The following is a 22,953-nucleotide window of genomic DNA, read 5'->3' as shown; positions in this document are numbered from 1 at the left end:
CTCTTTTAGAAAATGATATGATACAATCAATGACCGGATTTGGCAAAGCTACTTTGCAATTGCCAACCAAAAAAATAACCGTAGAAGTAAAATCCCTCAACAGTAAGGGTTTGGATTTAAGCGTGCGAATGCCTTCGACTTATCGCGAAATGGAATTGGGTTTACGCAACCAAATCGCTTTAAAACTCGAAAGAGGAAAAGTAGATTTCTCCATTTTTATCGAAAGCACCGCCGAACAAACTTCGACGAAAGTGAACGTGCCAATTGTGAAAGCCTACATCAATCAATTGCGCGAAGTTTATGCTGATGCCGATGAAACCGAATTGATGAAAATGGCTGTCAGAATGCCCGATACAATGAAAACTGAGCGGGAAGAAATCGACGAAAATGACTGGGTTCAAATTCAAACCGTTGTCGAGGAAGCTTTGCAAAACATATTAAATTTTCGCAGAGATGAAGGTGCTTCATTAGAGAAAGAATTTCAACTGAGAATTGGCAACATACGCCAATATATGAACGACGCTTTGGCACTGGATCCAGAACGCATCCAGGCTATAAAAGACCGTTTACAAACCGCCATTGCTGAGTTAAAAGTGAACGTGGACGAAAATCGTTTTGAACAAGAATTGATTTATTACTTAGAAAAATTAGACATTACCGAAGAAAAAGTACGTTTGACAAATCACCTGGATTATTTCCTAGAAACCATTAACGGAACGGAAGCCAATGGTCGAAAACTAGGTTTCATTACCCAAGAAATGGGACGCGAAATCAACACAATGGGTTCCAAATCGAATCACGCCCAAATGCAAAAACTGGTCGTGATGATGAAAGATGAATTGGAGAAAATTAAGGAACAGGTTTTGAACGTGTTGTAGAATTTGGAAAATCGATGAATAAAATAGTGTCCGAGACCAAAGAATTGTTGTTTGACAAATGCGATTTTGAGTTAACCAATATTGAAATCGAAAAAGAAAGTTCAGAATATTGTGCGCATCGATTTGAAATTGACGAACTAAAAATTCTGTTTCGTTCTGCTAAAATTACTCCAACAAAAACAGGGCAATTTGTAACTCTGTGGAAACGGAAAAATGAAAAAAGTGAAATTGAGCCTTTCGAAATTTCTGACGATATTGACTTGTTTGTAATAAACGTAAAAACCGAAGCCAATTTTGGACAATTTGTGTTCCCAAAATCGGTTCTTGTTGAACGGGGAATTATTACCGACAAAAAAGAAGGCAAACGAGCCGTCAGGGTCTATCCTATTTGGGATTTGACGGAAAGCAAACAGGCTAAAAAAACACAAAAATGGCAACTAGATTATTTTTTAGAAATTCCATTTGATGAACCATTAGATACAAATCGAGCCAAGTCGCTTTATTTGAAAAATAGCATTTTTACACCATGAAAAAAGGAAAATTAATCGTGTTTTCGGCACCATCAGGATCGGGAAAAACCACCATCGTTAGGCATTTATTAGGAAAAGAAGACTTGAATTTGGAGTTTTCGATTTCGGCAGCAACACGACCAGCTCGTGGCGAAGAAGTGAATGGAAAAGATTATTACTTTATGTCTTTGGAAGAGTTTAAAAAGCACATCAAAAACGACGATTTTGTAGAATGGGAAGAAGTGTATCGCGATAATTTTTACGGAACACTAAAAAGCGAAGTGGAACGCATTTGGGCCAAAGGAAAAAATGTGATTTTTGATATTGACGTTTCAGGTGGATTGCGAATTAAACACAAATTTCCGGAAGAAACATTGGCTGTTTTCGTGAAACCACCCAGTATTGACGAGCTAAAAATTCGACTTAAAAAACGCTCTACCGAAAGTGATGATAAAATAAATATGCGTATTGCAAAAGCTTCGGTAGAACTGGCAACCGCTCCGCAATTTGACAAAATTATCAAGAATTACGATTTAGATACCGCCAAAGAAGATGCTTATCAATTGGTCAAAGAATTTTTGAAGGATTAAGTTTACTGCATTTAAATTCAGTTTATGAAAGTAGGATTGTATTTCGGAACATTCAACCCCATTCATATTGGGCACTTGATTATTGCCAATCACTTTGCGGAATATTCTGGTTTAGACCAAATCTGGATGGTCGTGACGCCGCACAATCCTTTGAAAAATAAAGATACTTTACTTGATGATTATCAACGGCTGCAATTGGTTTTCCTAGCTACTGAAGATTATCCAAAAATAAGACCTTCGGATATTGAGTTCAAATTGCCGCAGCCCAATTACACTGTGAATACATTGGCACATTTACAGGAAAAATACCCACAACATATCTTTTCATTAATTATGGGCGAAGACAATTTGAAGTCGTTGCATAAATGGAAAAATCACGAGATAATTTTGCAAAATCACGAGATTTATGTGTATCCCCGCATTTCATCGGAATTACAAAATTCGGAGTTCAAAAACAATCCAAAGATTCACATTATTGATGCGCCAATTGTAGAAATTTCATCGACTTTTATTCGTGAAAACATCAAAAACAAGAAGAATGTTCGCCCGCTTTTGCCTGAAAAAGTTTGGGAATATATCGACCACAATAATTTTTATAAGAAGTAATTATAGCAGAATTATTTTTAACTCCTGTTCGATTTTTTCAAAAATAGCACTTATATCTACCTTTTTTCCGGACAATAAAAAGACATCGGTGCTTGGCATTTGCTTGCAATCCCATATTAATTGCACTTTTTTTTCTTTTAATAAATCTTTCGCATTGATGTTCCAAACAACAGCAATCCCATTATTTTTCGAAAGAATTTCAAGCATTTCATATTCAGATGGAATAATATAATTAGGAACCATAGATGGTCTTTTTTTATTAAAAACGTGTAACCAAAACAATTTTATATGCGGAATCCCAGCATCGTGACTGAACCATTTTTGGTTATTTAACCAATTTTCAACTGCTAGAAAATCTCTGTTTTTAATGTTTAATTTCAGTTCCGAGGTATCAATTGCATTCGAACCCACGATGATTTGTTTAATATCTCCAAGCTTTTTTTGAATCGTATCAAAAGTGTCATATCGTTTGGTAACAATGGCAAAATCTAGTTTTTTAGAATCTACTAATTCAAAAAGCTGGTCGTTTTCATAGAAGGAAAAATCAATAAATTCAAACTTGGATAGCAGCGCACTTCCTAAAATGCTCATTAAATGTTTAGAAATCCCAACCGAAATCAATCTGTTGGCATTGAAAGCTTTGTCCCGAAATCCATTCTCAACATTTTCTAAGCGGTCTAAGGCTTCGATGATTAAATTATTGAGTAACTTAGCATATTCTGTTGGTTCCACCCCCTTGGACTTTCTATTAAAAAGCTTGTAACCTACATGCGCTTCCAACATAGCTATTTGTTGGCTTACTGCTGGTTGACTAATAAATAATTCTTTGGCTGCCAGAGAAAAATTTCCGTTTTTGTATACCGATTTGAAGGTTCGATACCATTCTAGATTAACCATGCTATAAATATATTTATCACAAACATAATTTAAATTATTTTTACAAATAGCATATTCAACCTAAATTTGCATAAATAAAATCAGTTATGAAAAAAATTGCATCCTTTATCATAATAGCATTAACGGCAAATTGTAGTATTGCAATTGCACAAAAACAAAATAAAAAAGATATGAAAAAAGTATTATTTGTTGTTACCAGTCACGATAAATTGGGCAACACGGGAGAAAAAACAGGATTTTGGACAGAAGAATTAGCAGCGCCATATTATGCTTTGGCAGATCAAGGAGTTGAAATTGATATTGCAACGCCGCTGGGAGGTCAACCACCAATTGATCCAAAGAGTGAAGATCCATCGGCAGCGACAGAAGACACAAAAAGATTTGACAGCGACACGGTACTTCTTGAAAAACTAAAACACACATTGAAATTAAAAGACATCAACCAAGCTGATTATGATGCGGTTTTTTATCCTGGAGGTCACGGTCCGCTTTGGGATTTAGCCGAAGATGCAAATTCAGCCGCATTAATTGAAGCGTTTTATACAAACAACAAACCTGTTGGATTTGTTTGTCACGCTCCAGGTGTTCTTAAAAATGTAAAAATTAATGGCGAATTTTTAGTGAAAGGGAAAAAAGTGACTGGCTTTTCAAATACTGAAGAAGAAGCTGTTGGTTTAACCAATATTGTTCCTTTTTTATTGGAAGATGTTTTACAGAAAAATGGCGCAACGTATTCAAAAGTGAGCGATTGGCATCCTTATGCCGTTGAAGATGGGTTATTGATTACGGGTCAAAACCCAGCATCCTCTAAATTAGTTGCAGAAAAATTATTGCAACAATTGAAGTCAAAATAATAATTAATTGAATTAGAAAAAAATAGAAAGGCGTCCCTAAAATACCTTTAAGAACGCCTTTTACAAAAATACTAAAACAAAACTAACTAATTCAATCCTCTTACCCATTCATAAAAAACTATTTACCAATAAATTACAACGTATAATAAAAAAATATATTGTGTAGAAATAAAAAAATTAAATATTTTTTTTTGATAGTTTTGAAATAAATTTCTGTGATCTATTTGTTGCTTTATTAGTATATTTTTAAGTACTTTTGGTTAAATCTAATAAAGAAATGGCCGATAATGATAATTTAAAATTTGCGGTAATTGGCGGCGGAAGTTGGGCTACAGCAATTACTAAAATGCTATGTGTAAACCTAAAAGAAATTGCTTGGTATATGCGAAATGAAGATGCGATTGAACATCTAAAAGTCCATCATCACAACTTAAATTATCTAAGTTCTGTTGAATTTGAAATTAAAAAACTTAAACTCACAAGTGATATAAATGAAGCAGTAGCTTATGCTGATTATATCATATTTGCCATTCCTTCCGCTTTTTTGGGTGAAGAATTGAAAAAATTAACGGTTTCATTGAAAGACAAAGTTATTTTTTCGGCAATCAAAGGAATCGTTCCCGAAACGAGTTTGATTGTTGGCGAACATTTTAATAAAACTTATGGAATTCCTTTTAAAAATATTGGTGTAATCACTGGTCCTTGTCACGCCGAAGAAGTAGCATTGGAACGTTTATCCTACCTAACAATAGCTTGTGGCGATGCCGAAAAAGCAAAAATAGTTGCCAAAAATTTGTCCAGTAATTATATTAAAACTAAGATTTCAGACGATATTATTGGTACGGAATATGCCGCAATGCTTAAAAATATCTATGCCATTGCAGCCGGAATCGCCCACGGTTTGGGTTATGGCGATAATTTTCAATCAGTGTTGATGAGTAACGGAATCCGAGAGATGAAAAAATTCATCAAAAAAGTCCATAAAATGAAGCGAAATATCAATGATTCTGCCTATTTAGGGGATTTATTGGTAACGGGGTATTCTGTTTTTTCGAGAAACAGAATGTTCGGTAATATGATTGGGAAAGGCTATACCGTAAAATCGGCGCAAATGGAAATGAGTATGGTTGCCGAAGGGTATTATGCAACCAAAAGTGCTTACGATCTCAATCTTGGTTATGGTGCGAAAACGCCAATCATAGATGCAGTTTACGAAGTTTTATACGAAGGAAAATCGGCGAAAAAGGTATTTGAAAGATTAACGGAAAAGTTGGATTAATAATGTCATTATTGGTAAATTCAAGGGCTTTTACCTCACAATCACACCATCCACAAACAAAATTGGAACTTCCTCAACATAATCCGGAGTTATAGTATTTGCTCTGAAAATAAATTTTCTATCGTATAATTTGTCTTCCTTAAAAAAAGTTAGCATAAACTCGTTGTTGAGTGCCAAAACACTTTTTTCCAACATTTCGATTTTTACCACTGAAACCGCAGGAACTTCTACATAAGCGTGACGCAAAAGGGATGTTTTTTTCATCTCACCATTAAGTGTACCGAAGGCTTTGGAAACAATCATTACCCCATCAAGATTATAATCGCTGTCGTTTACTAAATAGGCATACCAAACTTTTTCCATAAAATCATCACTCCATTCCTGGACTGCGGCTATGAAAACATTTTCTACTTCGGGTATGTTGATGTCGGATTTCATTATTTGATTTTTGAATTCAGATTAACGACTTTTGATTTCAGATGTTTAAATCTGCAATCTTAAATTTTTAAATACTCGCCTTGAATTGTTCCAAGAAACGAACGTCATTCTCGTAAAACATTCGAATATCGCCTATTTGATATAGCAACATTGCGATTCTTTCGATTCCCATTCCAAAGGCAAAACCTGTGTAATCATCTGGATTGATGTTGCAATTTTTCAAAACATTTGGATCGACCATTCCGCAACCACCAATTTCTAACCAACCGGTTCCTTTGGTAATTCTATAATCGGTTTCAGTTTTTAAACCCCAATAAATATCTATTTCGGCGCTCGGTTCCGTAAACGGAAAATAGGAAGGACGAAGACGGATTTTCGATTTTCCGAACATTTCTTTTGTGAAATATAAAAGCGTTTGTTTCAAATCCGCAAAGGAAACGTCTTTGTCAATGTACAATCCTTCGACTTGGTGAAAAATACAATGCGAACGCGACGAAACGGCTTCATTACGGAAAACTCTTCCCGGAGAAATGGTACGAATAGGCGGTTTATTGTTCTCCATATAACGCACTTGCACGGATGAAGTATGGGTGCGCAACAAAATATCGGGATTGGTTTGAATGAAAAACGTGTCTTGCATATCGCGTGCCGGATGATATTCTGGCAGGTTTAATGCGGTAAAATTATGCCAATCATCTTCGATTTCCGGGCCTTCGGAAACATTGAAACCAACGTTCGAAAATATGTCGATAATTTGGTTTTTAACCAATGATATCGGATGGCGAGAGCCAATAATTACAGGTTCGGCAGAACGCGTTAAATCACCGTAAAATCCTTTGATTTCTTCTTTACTTTCCAAAGATTCCTGAATTGATTTTACTTTTTCCTCCGCTGAGGATTTTAGCAAATTGATTACCTGTCCAAATTCTTTTTTTTGATCGTTTGGAACATTTTTGAATTCAGCAAAAAAGTCTTTTAAAAGTCCTTTACTTCCAAGAAATTTGATTCGGAATGCTTCGAGTTCTTCCTTATTTTGTGTCGAAAAAGCTTGTGCTTCACCAATATATTCTTTTATCTTATCTATCATTTTTATCCAATAATTGAGAGTGCAAATTTAGGAAAAAGTTGTAAGTTATAGGTTGTAAGTTATAAGTTTTTGAAGTAAATCTTACATCTACAATCGTTAATCTACAATCATCAATCAATTAGTTCCTTTTCGATAAAATAATTAACGATGGCTTCTTTCATTAAAACCGATTGTTCTCCTGCTTTTAGTGCCGGTAATTCCTCTTTCACCTTGTAATGAGGCCAACCTTCCTCATCGAAAAATTCAAATTCATAAAACCCATAAGGTTCCAATAATCGGCAAATTGCGATGTGCATCAGGTTTAGCTTTTCGTCTTTTTCGAAAGTATTATGCACTTTCCCAAGTTCTTGAACTCCAATTAAATAAATGATGGCGTCCAAATCCAAGTCTTCACCCTGTGAAAATTGGTTTGAAAGTATATTGACAAGCTGTTCCCAGCGTTCTTTAAGTAGTATATCTCTTGACATTTTATTGAGTTATGAATTATGAATTATGAATTATGGGTTCATAAAAACACAAAAGCCATTTCGGCAAAGATACCAACATAATTCTTTTATCTTTGCCCTTTATTCTTTTCCTTTATTTCTTTTTATATGAGTTTTTTAGACATTGTTTTGGGTTGTTTGCTAGCCATTAGTATTTTTAAAGGCTTAAGAAATGGACTTTTTGTAGAGTTGGCTTCATTGATTTCCTTGTTATTGGGGATCTATTTTGCAGTGAAATTTTCGATTTTGACAGCAGAAATTATTTCTGGAATTGTTCATTGGAACCCAAAAACAATTCAAATAGCAGCCTTTATAATTACCTTTCTCCTAGTTGTTATTGTGATTTCCATTATGGCAAAAGTACTGACCAGGGTTGCTAATTTTGCGCAATTAGGCGTGATAAACAAACTAGGCGGTGGGTTTTTTAGACTTTTAAAAACGATATTGATAATCAGTATCTTTTTAAACCTTTTCGAAAAAGTAAATTTCAATAATACCTTTGCCAAAAAAGAAACATTGGACAAGTCGTTGTTTTATCGTCCAATCCAAAAAACGGCTGGTTTTATTTATCCTTCAATTGAAAAATGGTATGAAGACCTTAAAAAAAGCAAGCAGACTTCAGATGGCAGATAGCAGTCTGAAATCTGGGACCTATTTAATTTCTTTAATTGCAGATTTCTCAATCCAACCTTCGGTTCCGTCAGTCAACTGAATTTTTTTCCAATTTTCTAAAGTTTCCTGAACAAAAACCTTGGTTCCTTCATGAAGTGTAAAAACCGTTGTACTTGCCTTTTGTGGTTCACTTTTTACCAAAACCATTTCGGCAAAAACAATCGCAGGTCTTTCATTTTCGAAATCACTTCTTTCAGAAATTCCAGCAGAAACACTAATCAAAAGCAGAAAAAGAAAGCCAAACATTCCAAAGAAAAATATTCTTTTGTACAAAGCTATTTGAGAAAAATAATATCCAATAAAGAAAAGTAAAAATAGGGTAGAAAATGCAACTGAAATCCACGCCCAAGTATTGTAATTAAAGGTCGAAGTTAGATCGTGAATCATTTTTGAAAAGCCTACTTTTGGAATATCTTTTACTTCATCAATAGTCATTTTTTGGGCAAATTTCAAGTTGTTTTGTATTTCGGCATCGTCCGGATTGAGCACTAATGCTTTTTCATAATTGTAAATTGCCGGGGCAACTTTGTTCAATTTATAATAGCAGTTTCCGAGGTTAAAATACAATTCAGCCGAATGATTTTTTGTCGCCAGAACGCTTTCATATTCAGAAATTGCTTGTTCATATCTTCCTTTTTGGTACAAATAATTCCCTTTTTCAAAGCCGTTTTGGGCAAAGAAAACTTGGGTTGTCAGTAGCAATATAAAAATTATCTTTTTCATTATTTATTTTTTTTTGGAACACGGATAACAATGTTAGTTATGTGTGTTTAAATCTGTTTCTCCAAATCCGAAATTATCAATACCGCTTTATCAAAATCCTGCTGAATTGCTGCACTTGATGATTGTGCAAAACGAGCTACTTCACAGTTTTCTGTAAGATTTATAAAATCAATTACTGTTTCTGGACTTGCATTTCTGGATATTAAAAGTTCCTGAATGTTGCTTTTGCTCATTTCTGATGTTTCGATGTGCAATTTGGCTTTAAGAAAATTATGCATCGCTTTTTCTAACGCCACATAAAATGGTTCTTTATTGTTGATTTGTTTTTTGGCTTCGGACAAATATTTCTTTGCCAATCTGTTGTTCATTTTAATTCTGTTTCCAAAAACATCGCTGTCAATAGCGTCTTTTTTCTTTTTGAATAACACAATCGCCGGAAGAATTAAAAATGGCAAAAATAGCAAGCCATAAAACAAATTCGACCCTAAGAAATCATCATTATTCATTGATTTAAGATCACTTTTTAACTTAATGAATTTGAATTGTTCGCTGCTTGAAATTACATTTTTGGAGTTTCCCGGTGTTGTTGAAGCTACTTGATCATTGGCCAAAGGACCTTCAAGAACATTAATCATTATTTCCGGCGAACTTATGGTTTTATAAGTTCCTGAACCCAAATCAAAATAGGAGAATTGCAATGGTTTTATTGGATAATCCCCTTTAAATTGTGGAATAATCGTGTAACTATCCGAGATTTTTCCGGACATTCCTGATAAAGTTGTGTTTACTTTTTCGTTATGAACGGCATCGTACATTTCCAATGAATTTGGAACCACCGGTTTTGGTAAATTGAATAATTTCATATTTCCGCTTCCTGACACGCTAACCACTAAATCAAGACTTTCCCCGCTTTTTAAATTCGTTTTTGATGGCGTTACTTTAAAATCAAATTTTCCTACAGCTCCCGAAAAATCGGCTGGTTTTCCAGCTTCAGGAAGTGCTTTAACCGCAATCGTTTTGGCTCCAGCCGAAACCCTTTTATTACCATTGGTGACAACAACTCGCCCAAAAATATCTCTACGATTCGTTGGCAATTGCACATCAATATCTAAGGATAAGGGTTCGATAACCAATTTGCCTGATTTTTGTGGATATAAAACTGTTTTTCTGAGCACCACAAAACGATATTTTTCGCCTTTAAACATTCCTTCTTCGCCAACAAGTTGTTTGATGTCAATATTTTGACTCCAAAAATCGTTGTATTTAGGTTTGTCCAATTCTCTCCAATTCGTGATTCCAATATTGTAGCTGAAATACAGCTTGTAAACCACCGTAATGGGTTCATTGATATAAGGATTTGTTTTAGAAATATCAGCAACAAGATAAATATTGTCATCGGCAGAAATCTGCGTGTCGTTCGGGTCTTTTGGCTGTTCTACCGCCGCTGTAACATTGATTTTTATTGGAGATGTTTTATAAATTTGACCATTATATTCAATTGAGGCTTGTCTGATAATCAGATTTCCTTTTTGGGTTGGTAAAAGATAATAGGAATAGATTTTTTCGAAAGAGCTCTTTCCATTTACCCATGATTGACTCACTTGCTGGCTTGGTCCGGCAATAATCTTAAATCCTTCAAAAGACGGTTGGTTAAAATTGTCGCCGTCAATATTCATTACGAAATCTATGCGAAGTCTTTCGTTTAATCCAAGTGTTGTTTTGCTGACTTTGGCTTCAAATTGTACTTGAGCCAAAAGTGAGTTACACGCTATTAAAACTATCGCTAATATAAATTTTTTCATTGTGTTTTATTCTAATTGAATTACCAATCTTTTTCTGTCTGAACTGGTTTTCCTTTTACTTTTTGGGCATTTACTTTGTCTTGAATCTTCTTCTCTTCATTGTTTACGGCATCCAAAAGATTTTCTGTTCTTTGCTTAGAAATTCCTCCAGGCATTGGTTTTGGTTTTCCTTCATCCTTTGGTTTTTCGTCTTTTTTATCCTTGTCTTTGTCGCCTTTATCGTCTTTCTTATCTTTTTTTCCGTCTTTTTTGTCCTTGTCTTTTTTGTCCTTATCCTTTTTTTCTTTGTCCTTATCCTTATTTTTGTCTTTATTCTTATCGTTTTTTGGCGGATTTTCTTTTAATTTTTGTTTAGCCAAAGCATAATTATATCGTGTTTCTTCATCCGAAGGTTTGTTGCGCAAAGCATTTTTATAGGCTTCAACCGCATTAGTATAATTTTTTTCCTTCATAAAAACATTCCCCAAATTGTGGTATATTTTATGCTTCTGTGATCTTGATTTTGTGTTGGCCAATGCTGTTGCATAAGCAAATCTAGCTTCTGCAATCTGGTTTTGTTTGTAAATTGCATTACCTAAATTATAAGGAGCAACAGTTCTTTTGGGAAATTTTGAGTGTGAAATTCTGAAATTGGCTTCGGCATCAACAAACTTCTTTTGAGCAAATTCCTCGTTCGCTTTTGGCAAAGTTTTGTCTTTCTCTTGAGCGGAAACTGCAAAAGAAAGTGTTAGCAACATATATAAAATAAAATTTTTCATTATTCTTTTTCGTTAAATAAATTCATCTTTTGAACCCATTTTGTCTTTCTTTCCAATAAGAAAATATCCAAAAATAAAAAGGCAAAAGCAAAACCCAAGAACCATTGAAATTGCGATTGAAAATCCGCCATTTGCGTAGATTCAAATTCAGTTTTTTGGATATTATTGAGTGCATTTTTTATGTAATCCAGCACTTCTTTGGTATTATTCCCGTTTACATATCCTCCTTTTGTGGCTTTTGCAATGGTGGTTAATCCTTCCTTGTTTAGCTTTGTAATAACCACTTCATTGTTGTTGTCTCTTTTAAAACTTTCGATAATACCATTTACTCTCAGAGGAATTGTGCCCCCTTTTTCTGTTCCAACACCAACGGTGATAATTTTCATTCCCAACTTATTTGCCTCTTCGGCGGCTTCCTCAGCACCTTCTGAATGGTCTTCACCATCAGAAATCATAATCAATAATTTGCTGGTTTTACTTTTGTCGTCAAAATAAGTTGCCGATAGTTTTATAGCATCATCCAGAGAAGTTCCTTGCGAAGAAACGATATCCGTATTCATACTTTGAAGGAACATTTTTGCCACGCTGTAATCCGTCGTTATCGGTAAAACCGGGAATGCGCTTCCGGCATAAGCCACGATTCCTATTCTGTCATTGCCCAGTTGATTGATAAGTTGTGATACTATTTGTTTGCTTTTCTCCAATCGGTTTGGCGCAACATCTTCTGCAAGCATACTTTTAGAAACGTCCATTGCAAAAACGATGTCGATACCTTCTCGTTTCACGGTTTCCATTTTGGTTCCAATTTTTGGATTTACCAATCCGAAAATCAGCCCAACCAATGCCAAAAGCATTACCACCAACTTCAAAATAGGTTTGAAAACTGATTTTTCAGGGCTTAATTTCTTTACCATTTCTAAATCACCAAATTCTCGCTGTTTTCTTCTTTTCCAATATTGATTGTATAGAAAAAGCAGCACAAAAAATGGCACTATAAAAAGAAGGTATAAATATTTTGATTCGTCTAATTCCATTTTTATTTAACCACGAAGGTTACTAAGTTTTTTTACTAAGTCCACAAAGTTAATTGTAAACTGTATTTATAAAGTTCCGTTTATTACTCTTTTAACACCATTTTTTAATAAATTAACATTGAAATTAATTAACAATCCTAATTTACAATTTGATAATCTCAAGTATGTTAACAGTTGTGCCAGATGAACATCGTTCAAGGCTTCAACTGATTTAATCTCAACAATAAATTTGTCTTCTATAATTATATCTATTCTATAACCTGCGTCTAACTTCATTTCTTCATAAACCAGAGGCAATAGTTTTTGTTTTTCAATTTTTAACTCATATTTTTTTAATTCATAAAATAAGCACTCTTCATAAGCACTTTCTAATAAACCCGGACCCAAAATTTGATGAACTTTTAAAGCACTTTCAAAAACAATTCTTGATATATCATTCTCGCTCATATTGTTTTTGATTTTTATATGGTTTCCTTTGTGATCTTTGCGGATTCCCTGTGCCCTTTGTGTTTAAGTCTAAATAAAACTTCTGTAAACCGTGTTTCGTAATCCTAATTCAACCAAAATTAAAAATCCTGCCAACCATACAAACGGTCTGAATTTTTCGTCATAATCATAAAATCTTAATTCTTTGATTTCTGAGGTTTCCAGTTTATTGATAGAAGCATAAATTTCGGCTAATTTGCTGTTGCTGGTTGCTCTGAAATATTGTCCATCGGTTTTTCTGGCTATGGTTTTTAATAATTGTTCATCAATTTCTACCTTCATCATTTGGAATAAAATCTGTCCGCTAGGCGTCATTTGGTATGGAAAATCTGCCATTCCGTTTGTGCCAATTCCTATAGTATATACTTTTATTCCGTATTGTTTGGCAATATCTGCAGCGGTTTCTGGCTCGATAAAACCAGCATTATTTACACCATCGGTCATTAAAATAATCACTTTGCTTTTGGCTTTACTGTCTTTTAATCTGTTTACGGCTGTTGCCAATCCCATTCCTATTCCTGTTCCGTCTTGCAAAACGGTATCATATTTTATGTCTTTTATAGCTTCGAGCACAACTGCTTTGTCACTCGTTACGGGAGTTTTTGTATAGGCTTCCGAAGCATAAAGTACCAATCCAATCCTGTCATTTGGTCTTTCTTCAACGAAATTAGCAGCAACTTCTTTAAGCGCTTCCATTCTATTTGGTTTCAAATCTTTAGCAAGCATACTTCCCGAAACGTCTATTGCCATAACAATATCAATTCCTCTGGTGGTTTTAGTTTGATTGCTTACATCGACTGTTCTTGGCCTTGCCATCGCAACAATTAACGAGCTTAGCGCCAATAATCTCAAAACATTCAAAAGCGGTTTTAGTCTTGCCAAAAGCGAATTTGAATCCTTAAATCCTTGGATTGAACTTATTTTCAAGCTTGCTGATTGTTGGTTTCTTTTCCAAAATAACCAAGCACCAGCGATTGGAATCAGAAGAAACAGCCAAAAAAACTCTGGATTTAAAAAACTTAATTTTCCCATTATTGTTTGGTATTTTGAAGTTCGACAGAGCTTAAAATTCGATCTGAAATTTCATTGGCATATTTATCGCCTTCTTCGTGAACTATAATTATTTGCTGCAATCCGCCTTCCTGACTAAAGATTAAAACTTCATAATATAATTTAGTGCTGTTTTTATTTTCACCATCAATTTTAGAGAAAGTTCCATATCCCTTGATCCCTTTGATTCCTTCTTTGGTTTCAAAATCTTCTTGTTTTACAATCATATTTTGTGCGCCTTGAGATTCCATAGATTGCAACGCTCCATCCAATGATTTTGATAAATCAATTTGTGTTTCCTGTTTGTATTGTAAGGTAGAAACCATAATGTAAAAATTACTGCTCAAGCTTCCGTAAGCAAAAGATTGCATTTCCTTAATCAATGCCATTCCGTTTTTAGGAAGAGTTTTGGTTAAATCTACCCTTTTGAGCACTTTTGGTGTTTCAACTCTCACACTCGGATTTCCGTATTCACTTTTTATCCATTCGCCTTCCAATAATTCTTTAGACGAATTTCCAAAAACATTATCAATTACATAATCGAATCCTTTGGTAATAATGAAATAACTCGTCGTTGTGAAAAGCAACAGAAATACCGAAACAGCCGTAATAAGGATTCGTTTGTTGCGTCGTTTTTTTAATTCCCGTTTCAATTGTTCCTGACGTTGCATTTCGTTGAGCAACATTTCATCTGCATTTTCAACTACTACCGGAATGGATTTATCCAAGGTTACAATTGCTCTTTCTATTTTTTTTCGGTCTTCGGTAATTTCGAAATCCAATGGTTTTGATTTGGCAAATTTCACTAAATCGGCTTGTTTTAAAACCACGAAAAGGCTGTCAATTGTTTCTTTAGAAAGTTTCATTTTCTTTTTCTGGGAAGCCGTTTTCAACCCTTCAATCAGTTCCGAAGTGGTGCTTTCCATTGCCGGAATATCAATGGCTTCTTCGATATAATTTCTAACAATATCGGTCAATTCACTATAATATGCTTTGACTTCGCCGTGTTGCCAAAGTTCTTTTTTCTCCAAATTGTTCAGCAAACTAGTTGCTTTTTCTATTGGAGTTTTATAAATTTCTTCTTCTATTTTCTCCTTTTGCCTTTTTTTGATGTACCAATAAACCAATGCTCCAAAACCGGCAATCAACAATAAAACCAAAAGATATTTCCACCAATCACCAATACCTTCATTTGCCGGAACAATATCCTTGATGTCGTACATTTTTTGTTTCAACGTGTCCACAGTAATATTTGCAACCTCAACTTTAAGCGAATCTGATAAAAATGCTTTATTGTTGATTAAAATCTTTATACTTGGAATCGTGTATTTTCCAGAATCGAATTGGGTCAAACCGTATTTTTTGATTAATTCATAACGGTCATTTTTTCTGATGGTGTCAATTGGGTACGACTGAATTACTTCAAGAGCACCAAAGCTTTTCGCCTTCGGAAAAACCACTTTTGACAACGTATCGACATTGGTTTTCAAAGTCAGTTTGAACTCGGCACCAATTTTATTTTTGGTAGTATCAATGCTTGTTGTCACTTGTTTTTGTTGAGCAAAAATAGCGGTGGTAAGCAGCAGTAATAATAAATAAAGTTTAATTTTCATTTGTTTTCTATTAAACACGTCAAAGTTTAAAACCTGACGGGTTTAGTTTAACGGGATTTAAAATAGCCCAATAATTTTGTTACATAACTTTCGTCAACCCTTGTATTAACTACTCCAGCTCCCGATTTACTAAATGTTTCCTTGAAATATTTCATTTTTTCGTGATAGTATTTCTCATAATTGATTCGCACTGATTTTGAACCTGTATTAATTAATTGTGTTTCACCTGTTTCTGCGTCAAGCATGGAAACCATTCCCAAATTCGGCATTTTTTCTTCGCGAATGTCATAGACTCGAATGCCGGTAATATCGTGTTTTTTCGAAGCTATTTTTAATGTATGCTCGTAATCTTCAGAAATGAAATCAGAAATTACAAACACGATAGCTTTCTTTTTTTGAGTGCTTGACAAGAATTTTAAGGCTTGGGCAATATCTGTTTTGTGGCTTTTAGGTTCGAATTCTATCAATTCACGAATGATTCGCAAAACGTGTGAACGTCCTTTTTTGGGTGGAATGTACAATTCGATTTGGTCCGAAAACAAAATCAAGCCAATTTTATCATTGTTTTGAGTTGCCGAAAATGCCATTGTTGCTGCAATTTCGGTCACGATGTCTTTTTTGAATTGGTTTTTAGAACCAAAACTTTCTGAACCCGAAATGTCGACCATCAACATCATCGTCAATTCGCGTTCTTCCTCGAAGACTTTGACGTGAGCTTCGTTATAACGGGCTGTCACATTCCAGTCAATGGCACGAATGTCGTCGCCATATTGATACGGACGCACCTCGCTAAAAGTCATTCCGCGCCCTTTGAACGACGTATGATATTCACCCGAAAAGATATGATCACTCAATCTTCGGGTTTTGATTTCTATTTTTCGTACTTTTTTGAGTAAGTCTTTTGTTTCCATTGATTCAGATTGCAGGTTTCAGATTGCAGGTTTCAGATTGCAGAAATAGAGTCGCATTTAACAAGCCGTCCTGCCATCTATCATCTGCTATCTACTAACTGATTTACGGTACTTCAATCTCGTTTACGATTTTGTTGATAATATCAACCGAAGTAATATTTTCGGCTTCAGCCTCATAAGTAAGTCCAATTCTGTGACGCAATACATCGTGAACCACGGCGCGAACATCTTCCGGAATTACATAACCACGACGTTTGATAAAAGCATAACATTTTGCCGCATTGGCAAGATTGATACTTCCACGTGGCGAAGCTCCGAAACTGATTAGCGGTTTCAAATCAGCCAATTTATATTTTTCAGGATAACGGGTAGCAAAAATGATATCAAGAATGTATTTTTCGATTTTTTCGTCCATATAAACTTCACGAACCGCTTCTTGCGCACGCAATATTTGGTCTACTGAAACTACTGGATTTACTTTTTCATAATTTCCTTTTAGGTTTTGACGCACGACCATTCTCTCATCTTCCATTTTTGGATAATCAATTACGGTTTTCAACATAAAACGATCGACTTGCGCTTCTGGCAAGGGATAAGTTCCTTCTTGTTCGATAGGGTTTTGAGTCGCTAAAACTAAAAACGGTTTGTCTAATTTAAAAGTGGTGTCGCCAATGGTAACTTGTTTTTCCTGCATCGCTTCCAATAATGCGGATTGCACTTTGGCAGGAGCACGATTTATCTCATCTGCAAGAACAAAATTAGCGAAAATAGGCCCTTTTTTTATCGAAAATTCATTCGCTTTAATATTGTAAATCATTGTTCCCACAACATCGGCAGGCAATAAATCCGGAGTAAACTGAATTCTGCTGAATGAACCGTGAACGGCTTGCGACAAAGTGTTTATCGCTAAAGTTTTTGCCAATCCCGGAACTCCTTCAAGTAAAATGTGTCCTTGTCCTAAAAGTCCAATTAATAATCGCTCAATCATATGTTTTTGACCCACGATTACCTTATTCATTTCCATAGTAAGCAAATCGATAAAAGCACTTTCTCTTTCTATTTTTTCATTGATTGCCCTAATATCCAAAGTCGTTGTATTTTCTTCCATTTTCGTATTTTAATTACTATAAGTTGTGTTCATTATTTTTGACGGTGCAAATTGAATTTTTTTTTAGAGGTACGATGTTAAAAAATGGTTAAAACTTCTCACAAACACTGAATTTTAAGGATGATTTGTGATAGTATTTTCATAATTTTAAAGTTTCTTATAAATACGCCTTAAAATTGAAGATTCTCGAATATGAAACAACAAAATGAAATCATGAAAAAAACACCTTTTTCCAAAATAATTGCCGGCACGATGACTTGGGGTTATTGGGGCAAAAATCTAGACAAAAACCAAATGATTGAACTGATGAATTCCTGTCTTGAAACCGGAATTACCACATTTGATCACGCCGATATTTATGGCGGTTATACCACCGAAGCTGCTTTTGGCAACGCTTTTGGCGAAAGCAAAATCGACAGAAAAAAAATACAACTGATTTCGAAATGTGGAATACAATTACCGTCAGAAAATAGAAACACTAAAATTCACCATTATAATTATTCGAAATCTCACATCATTTGGTCAGCAGAACAATCGCTTAAAAATTTGAAAACGGATTATCTGGATTTGCTTTTATTGCACCGGCCAAGTCCGCTGATGCAAGTCGACGAGATTGCCGAAGCGATTGAAAAACTTAAAGCCGAAGGTAAAATTCTGGATTTTGGCGTTTCTAACTTTACTCCGGGCCAAACTGATTTAATTCAGACAAAATTGAAAGTAAATTACAACCAAATTGAGTTCTCCACTACCCATTTTGAACCGATGCTCGACGGAAGTTTAGACCACATGCAAACGCATAATGTTAAACCAATGTGCTGGTCTCCATTGGGAACTGTTTTTAAAAAAATCGACGAAAAATCTGTTCGAGTTAAAAAACTGGCAACGAAACTTTCAACAAAATACAATGTCGAAATTGATGTTTTGCTCCTAGCGTGGATTTTGAAACATCCGGCTGGAATTTTACCCGTTTTTGGTACAGCCGACAAAAACAGAATTGCTAATTTAATGAAAGCCACAGAAGTTAATCTGGAATTAGAAGATTGGTTTGCTTTTTGGACGGAAAGTGCGGGGAATCCAATTCCTTAAAAGATTTCAGATTTATAAAAAATGATCAATAAACGTCTTTTAATTAAAAACCTTTTGGCTCACAATGATGAGAGCAGCTTTTATGACAAAAAACGGCAGTTGAATTTGCATACTCGTGAGGGAAAAGCGAAGTTTTTGAAGCATATTTGTGCCTTATCCAATTCGAATCCAGCGAATAACTCCTATATCGTTGTTGGGGTTGAAGATCATGATAACGAAATTGTAGGCGACGATTTTTTTGATGATAGTCACATTCAAAATTTGGTAAATGCTTATCTCGAAAACCCACCGAAAATTCAGTACGAAAACGTGCCTTTTCCAAATTTGCCCAAAGATAAAGTTATCGGATTAGTTACTATAAAAGCCAAAAGCAAGACGTCGCATTTCAAAAAAGGAATCCACACGATTCCAGCCAAAGGTGTTTTTATTCGTCGTGGCAGCAATACCGTTCCCGTTGAAGGGGAAATTGAGAAAAATTATCAAAATACGGAAACCGTCATTGGTATTGAAAATAATTCCAGAAATAGTATTGGATACACACTCGATGGCGTGATTGATTTTATGAATTTTCGGCACAAAGATATGATGCCAAAATACAAGGTTTTCAAGGAATTATTTGTCATTTGCTGGGCTGGTGTTCCAAAAAAATCTCGAGACAAAACTTTCCTATCTCGAGTTGATATTGAACTGATAAACGAGCAAATTAAACTGTTTTATTCCGCTCAGGATGTGGTGACAATAACTTTTGACGAAGATTCTTTTACGATTATCGAATACGTTCCTTTAGGTTTAAATGACAAAACAAGCTATTATCCATTGGAAAAACAAACTCTTCATTTTCACGATAATGGCTATTATAAAATTGACCGAGAAATCCTTTTTCAACCACCGGAATTCAACCGAAAAATGTTGTTTCATATTTATAATTCGAACATTTCTTTGCTCAACAAACTTCAAAAAGGAATTTCTTTGACCGAGCGGGAACAGAAAGATTTAGAGAATTTGCCATCGACATTTATGATTTGTTACCTCAACGGATTTGAAGATGCCAAGCAAAAATTGATTGACGCAAAATCACTTTTGAAACCTTTCACTTCTGTATATTTGTCGTTTAAAGAAGCACTACGGATTTTGAGGAAGATGAAGTATGATGTGCAGTAGAAGTACCAACGTTTATTCGTGAATTTATAGTTACTGATGACTTATAAAATGAAACTAAAAACCCCAACAAAATTAATTTTTATCACAATTGGAATAAATTTGATTATTGCATCTTTAATCTTTTTATCTATAATCGACTTTGACTTACAGGAATTTTTCAAATTCGTTTTTAGTCTTTTTATAAATTTATTAATTGGAATAATTGGTCTCTATTGCATTGGATATTTGATTGGACAGAATTTATATAAAATTCAAAATTCGAATAAAAAATTCTCTTTATTTCAAGGAATATTAGTGGTTTTTGCAATTTTAATTTTTGGTGCTTTAATTGGCTCAACTGTAGGTTTTTTAAAAGAAGGACTTCCAAATGGTTATGAATATGATTTAAAAAAAGAATTGTTTGACTATTATATTAAACCAATATTCTGGATTTTATTTTTTGGATTTATACCAACTTTAATAAGTGGAATTATATTAGGAATAAAATTAAAAAAACTCCCTTTAACTACAATTTAAATTATTACTTTACAATAAAAAAACACAATGAGAACACTAGTCAAAATCGCCAAAAAAACCATAACATAAACCCTACATACAATACAAAAGCAATAGCTAATGGATAATTTTGATGAATATGTAAGACAGGGTGAACCAAACAAAGCCGAAAAAGCAAAAGTTTGGAAAACGGCTATCGGTTTGCAACAAATTGATGGATTAAAGACCTCTGACTATCTTATTGAAACTGCCAAGCAAAACATTGAAGGCGATATTACCATTGAAGAGGTAAAACAACGTATAGACAGTTACTACAAACTACAACCAACCCAAACAAACGAAGACCGCACCGAAGAAGCCGATAAAGTTTCGGCACGTATTGCCGAGATGTTGGGCGAACAAACATTTACATTTTCACCAGTAGAATACTTAAATATTCATCGAAGATTGTTTCAGGGCATTTACAAATTTGCAGGTAAAATACGTGATTATAATATTACTAAACAAGAATGGGTTCTAAATGGAGAAACCGTTTTGTATGGGAGTGCCGAGAGTTTAAAAGCTACGTTAGAATACGATTTTGAGCAAGAAAAACAGTTTAGTTACAAAGGGTTAAGCCAACAAGAAACGATAGACCACATTGCACAATTCATCACGTACTTATGGCAAATTCATGTTTTTGGAGAGGGAAATACACGAACTACTGCCCTATTTTTAATCAAATATTTACGCACATTCGGCTTTACAGTAAATAATGAACTGTTCGAGCGATATTCGTGGTATTTTCGCAATTCCTTGGTTAGAGCCAATTACAAAAATCACACAAAGGGTATTCATGCTACAAATGAATTTTTGCTTCTTTTTATGGGAAACCTAATGCTTGGCGAAAAAAACACCTTACAAAATCGACAGATGCATGTTCATTACATTGAACCTAAAAACACACAAAATGACCCTGTAAAAGAAGTAAATGACCCTGTAAAAGAAGTAAATGACCCTGTAAAAGTTAGTGTCTTACAACAATTACAGCAAAAATCAAATTCAAATTACGCTGAACTAGCAGCGAAAGCAGGGTATTCCGTAGCAACAATAAAACGACATATTCAAGAACTTAAAAAATTAGGCTTAATAGAACGTATAGGAAGCGATAAAACCGGATATTGGAAAATAGTATCAAAATAAAAAGACAACCCACAAAGATACTGAAAAATGGGTAGTGCATAGTTTAACTATTTTAAGACAAAACAGAAATGAGAACACTCGTTATAGGCGACATTCACGGTGGTTTGCGTGCTTTGCACCAAATTATGGAAAGAGCCAAAGTTACCCCAAAAGACACCTTGATTTTTCTGGGAGATTATGTTGATGGTTGGAGTCAATCGCCCCAAGTAATTGATTATTTGATCGAATTGAAAACAACGCATAATTGCATTTTTATCCTTGGCAACCACGACCAATTATTATTGAAATGGCTCGATGAAAGCAAGGATAATCCTTTGTGGTACAAACACGGCGGCGAATCGACCGTTTTGGCGTATGGCAAAACCAGTGGCGATACTATCAACAAACACATTAAATTCCTGAAATCGTTACAGGATTATTATCTCGACGAAAAGAATCGTTTGTTTATTCACGCTGGTTTTACCAATATGAACGGTGTGATTTATGAATATTTTCCAGAACTTTTTTATTGGGACAGAACGCTGTGGGAAACCGCATTGGCATTGGATAAAAAGATGAAAAAGAGTGATTTATTGTATCCAAAACGCTTGACTTTATACGAAGAAATCTACATTGGCCACACGCCAGTTTCCAGAATTGGTAAAACCACGCCTGTAAAAATGGTCAACGTTTGGAATGTTGATACAGGAGCTGCTTTTAAAGGGCCGCTGACTATTATGGATGTTGACACGAAGGAATTCTGGCAAAGCGAACTTTTACCGAGTTTATACCCAAGTGAAAAAGGGAGAAATTAAAAAAAAGACTTTCGTTAAATAAAACGAAAGTGATCGTGGTGTCGATTAAAAGGAGCTTGTGTAAGCAAATATTTTTCAAAAACTTCTTTTTGGGTTAAGATAGGTTATGATTTTTTTGAATGAACGTAATTTGGTTGGCATTCAAGTCATAAATACGACTTATTCCTAGTTTGTTAATTCTTTCACTATCGACCGACAAAACTAAGATTTAGGCAATAAATTCCTTTTAACCCTAGTAAATGCTAGGATTATTTTGTAAAATAAAAAACCTACCTCCCTATATTTCAGAAGAATTGCATTTGAATATTAGGAGGTTTTGTTTTCTTTAGTCGTTTTGCATAAGTTCTTCTGCTATTTTCGATTACCCAAAACACATCTAGATTACTGATTAAATGGATTCTGACTAGTGCGGCTACTGTCGAAAACGCTTTTTTTGTTTTAGATTTAGTTTTTAG

Annotated in this window: 25 protein-coding genes; 12 read left to right on the top strand and 13 right to left on the bottom strand. The window is 34.6% G+C overall.

All coding sequences use genetic code 11. From position 1 onward, the window contains the following. The first annotated feature begins 17 nt into the window (after positions 1–17). Genes IR213_RS01985 through nadD form a run of 4 tightly spaced genes read left to right on the top strand, consistent with a single transcriptional unit; the run spans position 18 to position 2,583 of the window. A complete protein-coding gene (locus IR213_RS01985; RefSeq protein ID WP_194310640.1) occupies positions 18–878 on the top strand; it encodes a YicC/YloC family endoribonuclease in 861 nt (286 codons plus the stop codon). A gap of 14 nt (positions 879–892) precedes the next feature. Then, the gene (locus tag IR213_RS01980; RefSeq protein WP_194310639.1) at positions 893–1,408 is read left to right on the top strand and encodes a MepB family protein; all 516 of its coding nucleotides are present in this window, start codon (positions 893–895) and stop codon (positions 1,406–1,408) included. After that, complete coding sequence (gene gmk / locus IR213_RS01975; RefSeq protein ID WP_194310638.1) at positions 1,405–1,977, top strand: guanylate kinase; 573 nt, start codon at positions 1,405–1,407, stop codon at positions 1,975–1,977. The genes IR213_RS01980 and gmk overlap by 4 nt, the downstream gene beginning before the upstream one ends. A 24-nt stretch (positions 1,978–2,001) precedes the next feature. Continuing rightward, on the top strand, positions 2,002–2,583 hold the full coding sequence (gene nadD / locus IR213_RS01970) for a nicotinate (nicotinamide) nucleotide adenylyltransferase (RefSeq protein WP_194310637.1): 582 nt from the start codon (positions 2,002–2,004) through the stop codon (positions 2,581–2,583). Here the strand turns inward: nadD and IR213_RS01965 are convergent, their stop codons facing one another. After that, entirely contained in the window at positions 2,584–3,480 is an 897-nt protein-coding gene (locus IR213_RS01965; RefSeq protein ID WP_194310636.1) for a LysR family transcriptional regulator, read from the bottom strand. It abuts the gene before it with no gap. An 86-nt stretch (positions 3,481–3,566) separates the two neighbouring features. Between IR213_RS01965 and IR213_RS01960 the strand changes: the two genes are divergently transcribed. Together IR213_RS01960 and IR213_RS01955 are read left to right on the top strand one after the other, a co-directional pair. Then, positions 3,567–4,334, top strand: a complete 768-nt coding sequence (locus tag IR213_RS01960) for a type 1 glutamine amidotransferase domain-containing protein (RefSeq protein ID WP_194310635.1) — start codon at positions 3,567–3,569, stop codon at positions 4,332–4,334. A 277-nt stretch (positions 4,335–4,611) separates the two neighbouring features. Beyond that, a complete protein-coding gene (locus tag IR213_RS01955) occupies positions 4,612–5,613 on the top strand; it encodes an NAD(P)H-dependent glycerol-3-phosphate dehydrogenase (protein ID WP_194310634.1) in 1,002 nt (333 codons plus the stop codon). A 30-nt stretch (positions 5,614–5,643) separates the two neighbouring features. On the opposite strand, the gene IR213_RS01950 is transcribed toward IR213_RS01955, so the two are convergent. The 3 genes from IR213_RS01950 to IR213_RS01940 form a co-directional block, all read right to left on the bottom strand. Beyond that, positions 5,644–6,051: a hypothetical protein gene (locus IR213_RS01950; RefSeq protein WP_194310633.1), complete on the bottom strand. Its 408-nt coding sequence runs from the start codon at positions 6,049–6,051 to the stop codon at positions 5,644–5,646. Between the two features lie 67 nt (positions 6,052–6,118). Beyond that, entirely contained in the window at positions 6,119–7,138 is a 1,020-nt protein-coding gene (gene pheS, locus IR213_RS01945; protein WP_194310632.1) for a phenylalanine--tRNA ligase subunit alpha, read from the bottom strand. Between the two features lie 110 nt (positions 7,139–7,248). Then, positions 7,249–7,605, bottom strand: a complete 357-nt coding sequence (locus tag IR213_RS01940) for a hypothetical protein (protein WP_194310631.1) — start codon at positions 7,603–7,605, stop codon at positions 7,249–7,251. Positions 7,606–7,731: 126 nt separating this feature from the next. Here IR213_RS01940 and IR213_RS01935 point away from each other — a divergent pair, with 126 nt between their 5' ends. Beyond that, a complete protein-coding gene (locus tag IR213_RS01935; protein ID WP_194310630.1) occupies positions 7,732–8,256 on the top strand; it encodes a CvpA family protein in 525 nt (174 codons plus the stop codon). Between the two features lie 18 nt (positions 8,257–8,274). On the opposite strand, the gene IR213_RS01930 is transcribed toward IR213_RS01935, so the two are convergent. The 9 genes from IR213_RS01930 to IR213_RS01890 form a co-directional block, all read right to left on the bottom strand. Continuing rightward, positions 8,275–9,018, bottom strand: coding sequence for a tetratricopeptide repeat protein (locus IR213_RS01930; RefSeq protein WP_194310629.1), 744 nt, complete (start codon positions 9,016–9,018; stop codon positions 8,275–8,277). Positions 9,019–9,065: 47 nt separating this feature from the next. After that, positions 9,066–10,820 carry a BatD family protein gene (locus IR213_RS01925; RefSeq protein WP_194310628.1) on the bottom strand — a complete coding sequence of 585 codons (1,755 nt, stop codon included), beginning with the start codon at positions 10,818–10,820 and terminating at the stop codon, positions 9,066–9,068. A 20-nt stretch (positions 10,821–10,840) separates the two neighbouring features. Further along, complete coding sequence (locus IR213_RS01920; RefSeq protein WP_194310627.1) at positions 10,841–11,578, bottom strand: tetratricopeptide repeat protein; 738 nt, start codon at positions 11,576–11,578, stop codon at positions 10,841–10,843. Then, positions 11,578–12,612 (bottom strand): VWA domain-containing protein, encoded by a 1,035-nt coding sequence (locus IR213_RS01915; RefSeq protein ID WP_194310626.1) that lies wholly within the window; start codon positions 12,610–12,612, stop codon positions 11,578–11,580. Before IR213_RS01915 ends, IR213_RS01920 begins: the two co-directional genes overlap by 1 nt. 66 nt (positions 12,613–12,678) lie before the next feature. Then, a complete protein-coding gene (locus IR213_RS01910) occupies positions 12,679–13,059 on the bottom strand; it encodes a GxxExxY protein (protein WP_194310625.1) in 381 nt (126 codons plus the stop codon). A 69-nt stretch (positions 13,060–13,128) separates the two neighbouring features. Continuing rightward, complete coding sequence (locus tag IR213_RS01905) at positions 13,129–14,130, bottom strand: vWA domain-containing protein (RefSeq protein WP_194310624.1); 1,002 nt, start codon at positions 14,128–14,130, stop codon at positions 13,129–13,131. Beyond that, entirely contained in the window at positions 14,130–15,761 is a 1,632-nt protein-coding gene (locus IR213_RS01900) for a hypothetical protein (protein WP_194310623.1), read from the bottom strand. Before IR213_RS01900 ends, IR213_RS01905 begins: the two co-directional genes overlap by 1 nt. A gap of 47 nt (positions 15,762–15,808) precedes the next feature. After that, a complete protein-coding gene (locus IR213_RS01895) occupies positions 15,809–16,672 on the bottom strand; it encodes a DUF58 domain-containing protein (protein ID WP_194310622.1) in 864 nt (287 codons plus the stop codon). 103 nt (positions 16,673–16,775) lie between these two features. Continuing rightward, entirely contained in the window at positions 16,776–17,780 is a 1,005-nt protein-coding gene (locus IR213_RS01890; protein WP_194310621.1) for an AAA family ATPase, read from the bottom strand. 213 nt (positions 17,781–17,993) lie between these two features. Between IR213_RS01890 and IR213_RS01885 the strand changes: the two genes are divergently transcribed. From IR213_RS01885 to IR213_RS01865, 5 genes are all read left to right on the top strand, one after another. After that, positions 17,994–18,866, top strand: a complete 873-nt coding sequence (locus tag IR213_RS01885) for an aldo/keto reductase (RefSeq protein WP_194310620.1) — start codon at positions 17,994–17,996, stop codon at positions 18,864–18,866. A gap of 21 nt (positions 18,867–18,887) precedes the next feature. Then, on the top strand, positions 18,888–20,027 hold the full coding sequence (locus IR213_RS01880) for an ATP-binding protein (RefSeq protein ID WP_194310619.1): 1,140 nt from the start codon (positions 18,888–18,890) through the stop codon (positions 20,025–20,027). A 48-nt stretch (positions 20,028–20,075) separates the two neighbouring features. Further along, complete coding sequence (locus IR213_RS01875) at positions 20,076–20,543, top strand: hypothetical protein (RefSeq protein WP_194310618.1); 468 nt, start codon at positions 20,076–20,078, stop codon at positions 20,541–20,543. A 99-nt stretch (positions 20,544–20,642) separates the two neighbouring features. Continuing rightward, on the top strand, positions 20,643–21,704 hold the full coding sequence (locus IR213_RS01870; protein WP_194310617.1) for a Fic family protein: 1,062 nt from the start codon (positions 20,643–20,645) through the stop codon (positions 21,702–21,704). 68 nt (positions 21,705–21,772) lie between these two features. Further along, on the top strand, positions 21,773–22,498 hold the full coding sequence (locus IR213_RS01865; protein ID WP_194310616.1) for a metallophosphoesterase family protein: 726 nt from the start codon (positions 21,773–21,775) through the stop codon (positions 22,496–22,498). Positions 22,499–22,953: the final 455 nt, after the last annotated feature.

Source organism: Flavobacterium soyangense, assembly GCF_015277675.1.
GTDB lineage: Bacteria > Bacteroidota > Bacteroidia > Flavobacteriales > Flavobacteriaceae > Flavobacterium > Flavobacterium soyangense.
This window is presented reverse-complemented; position numbering and strand designations above follow the sequence as displayed.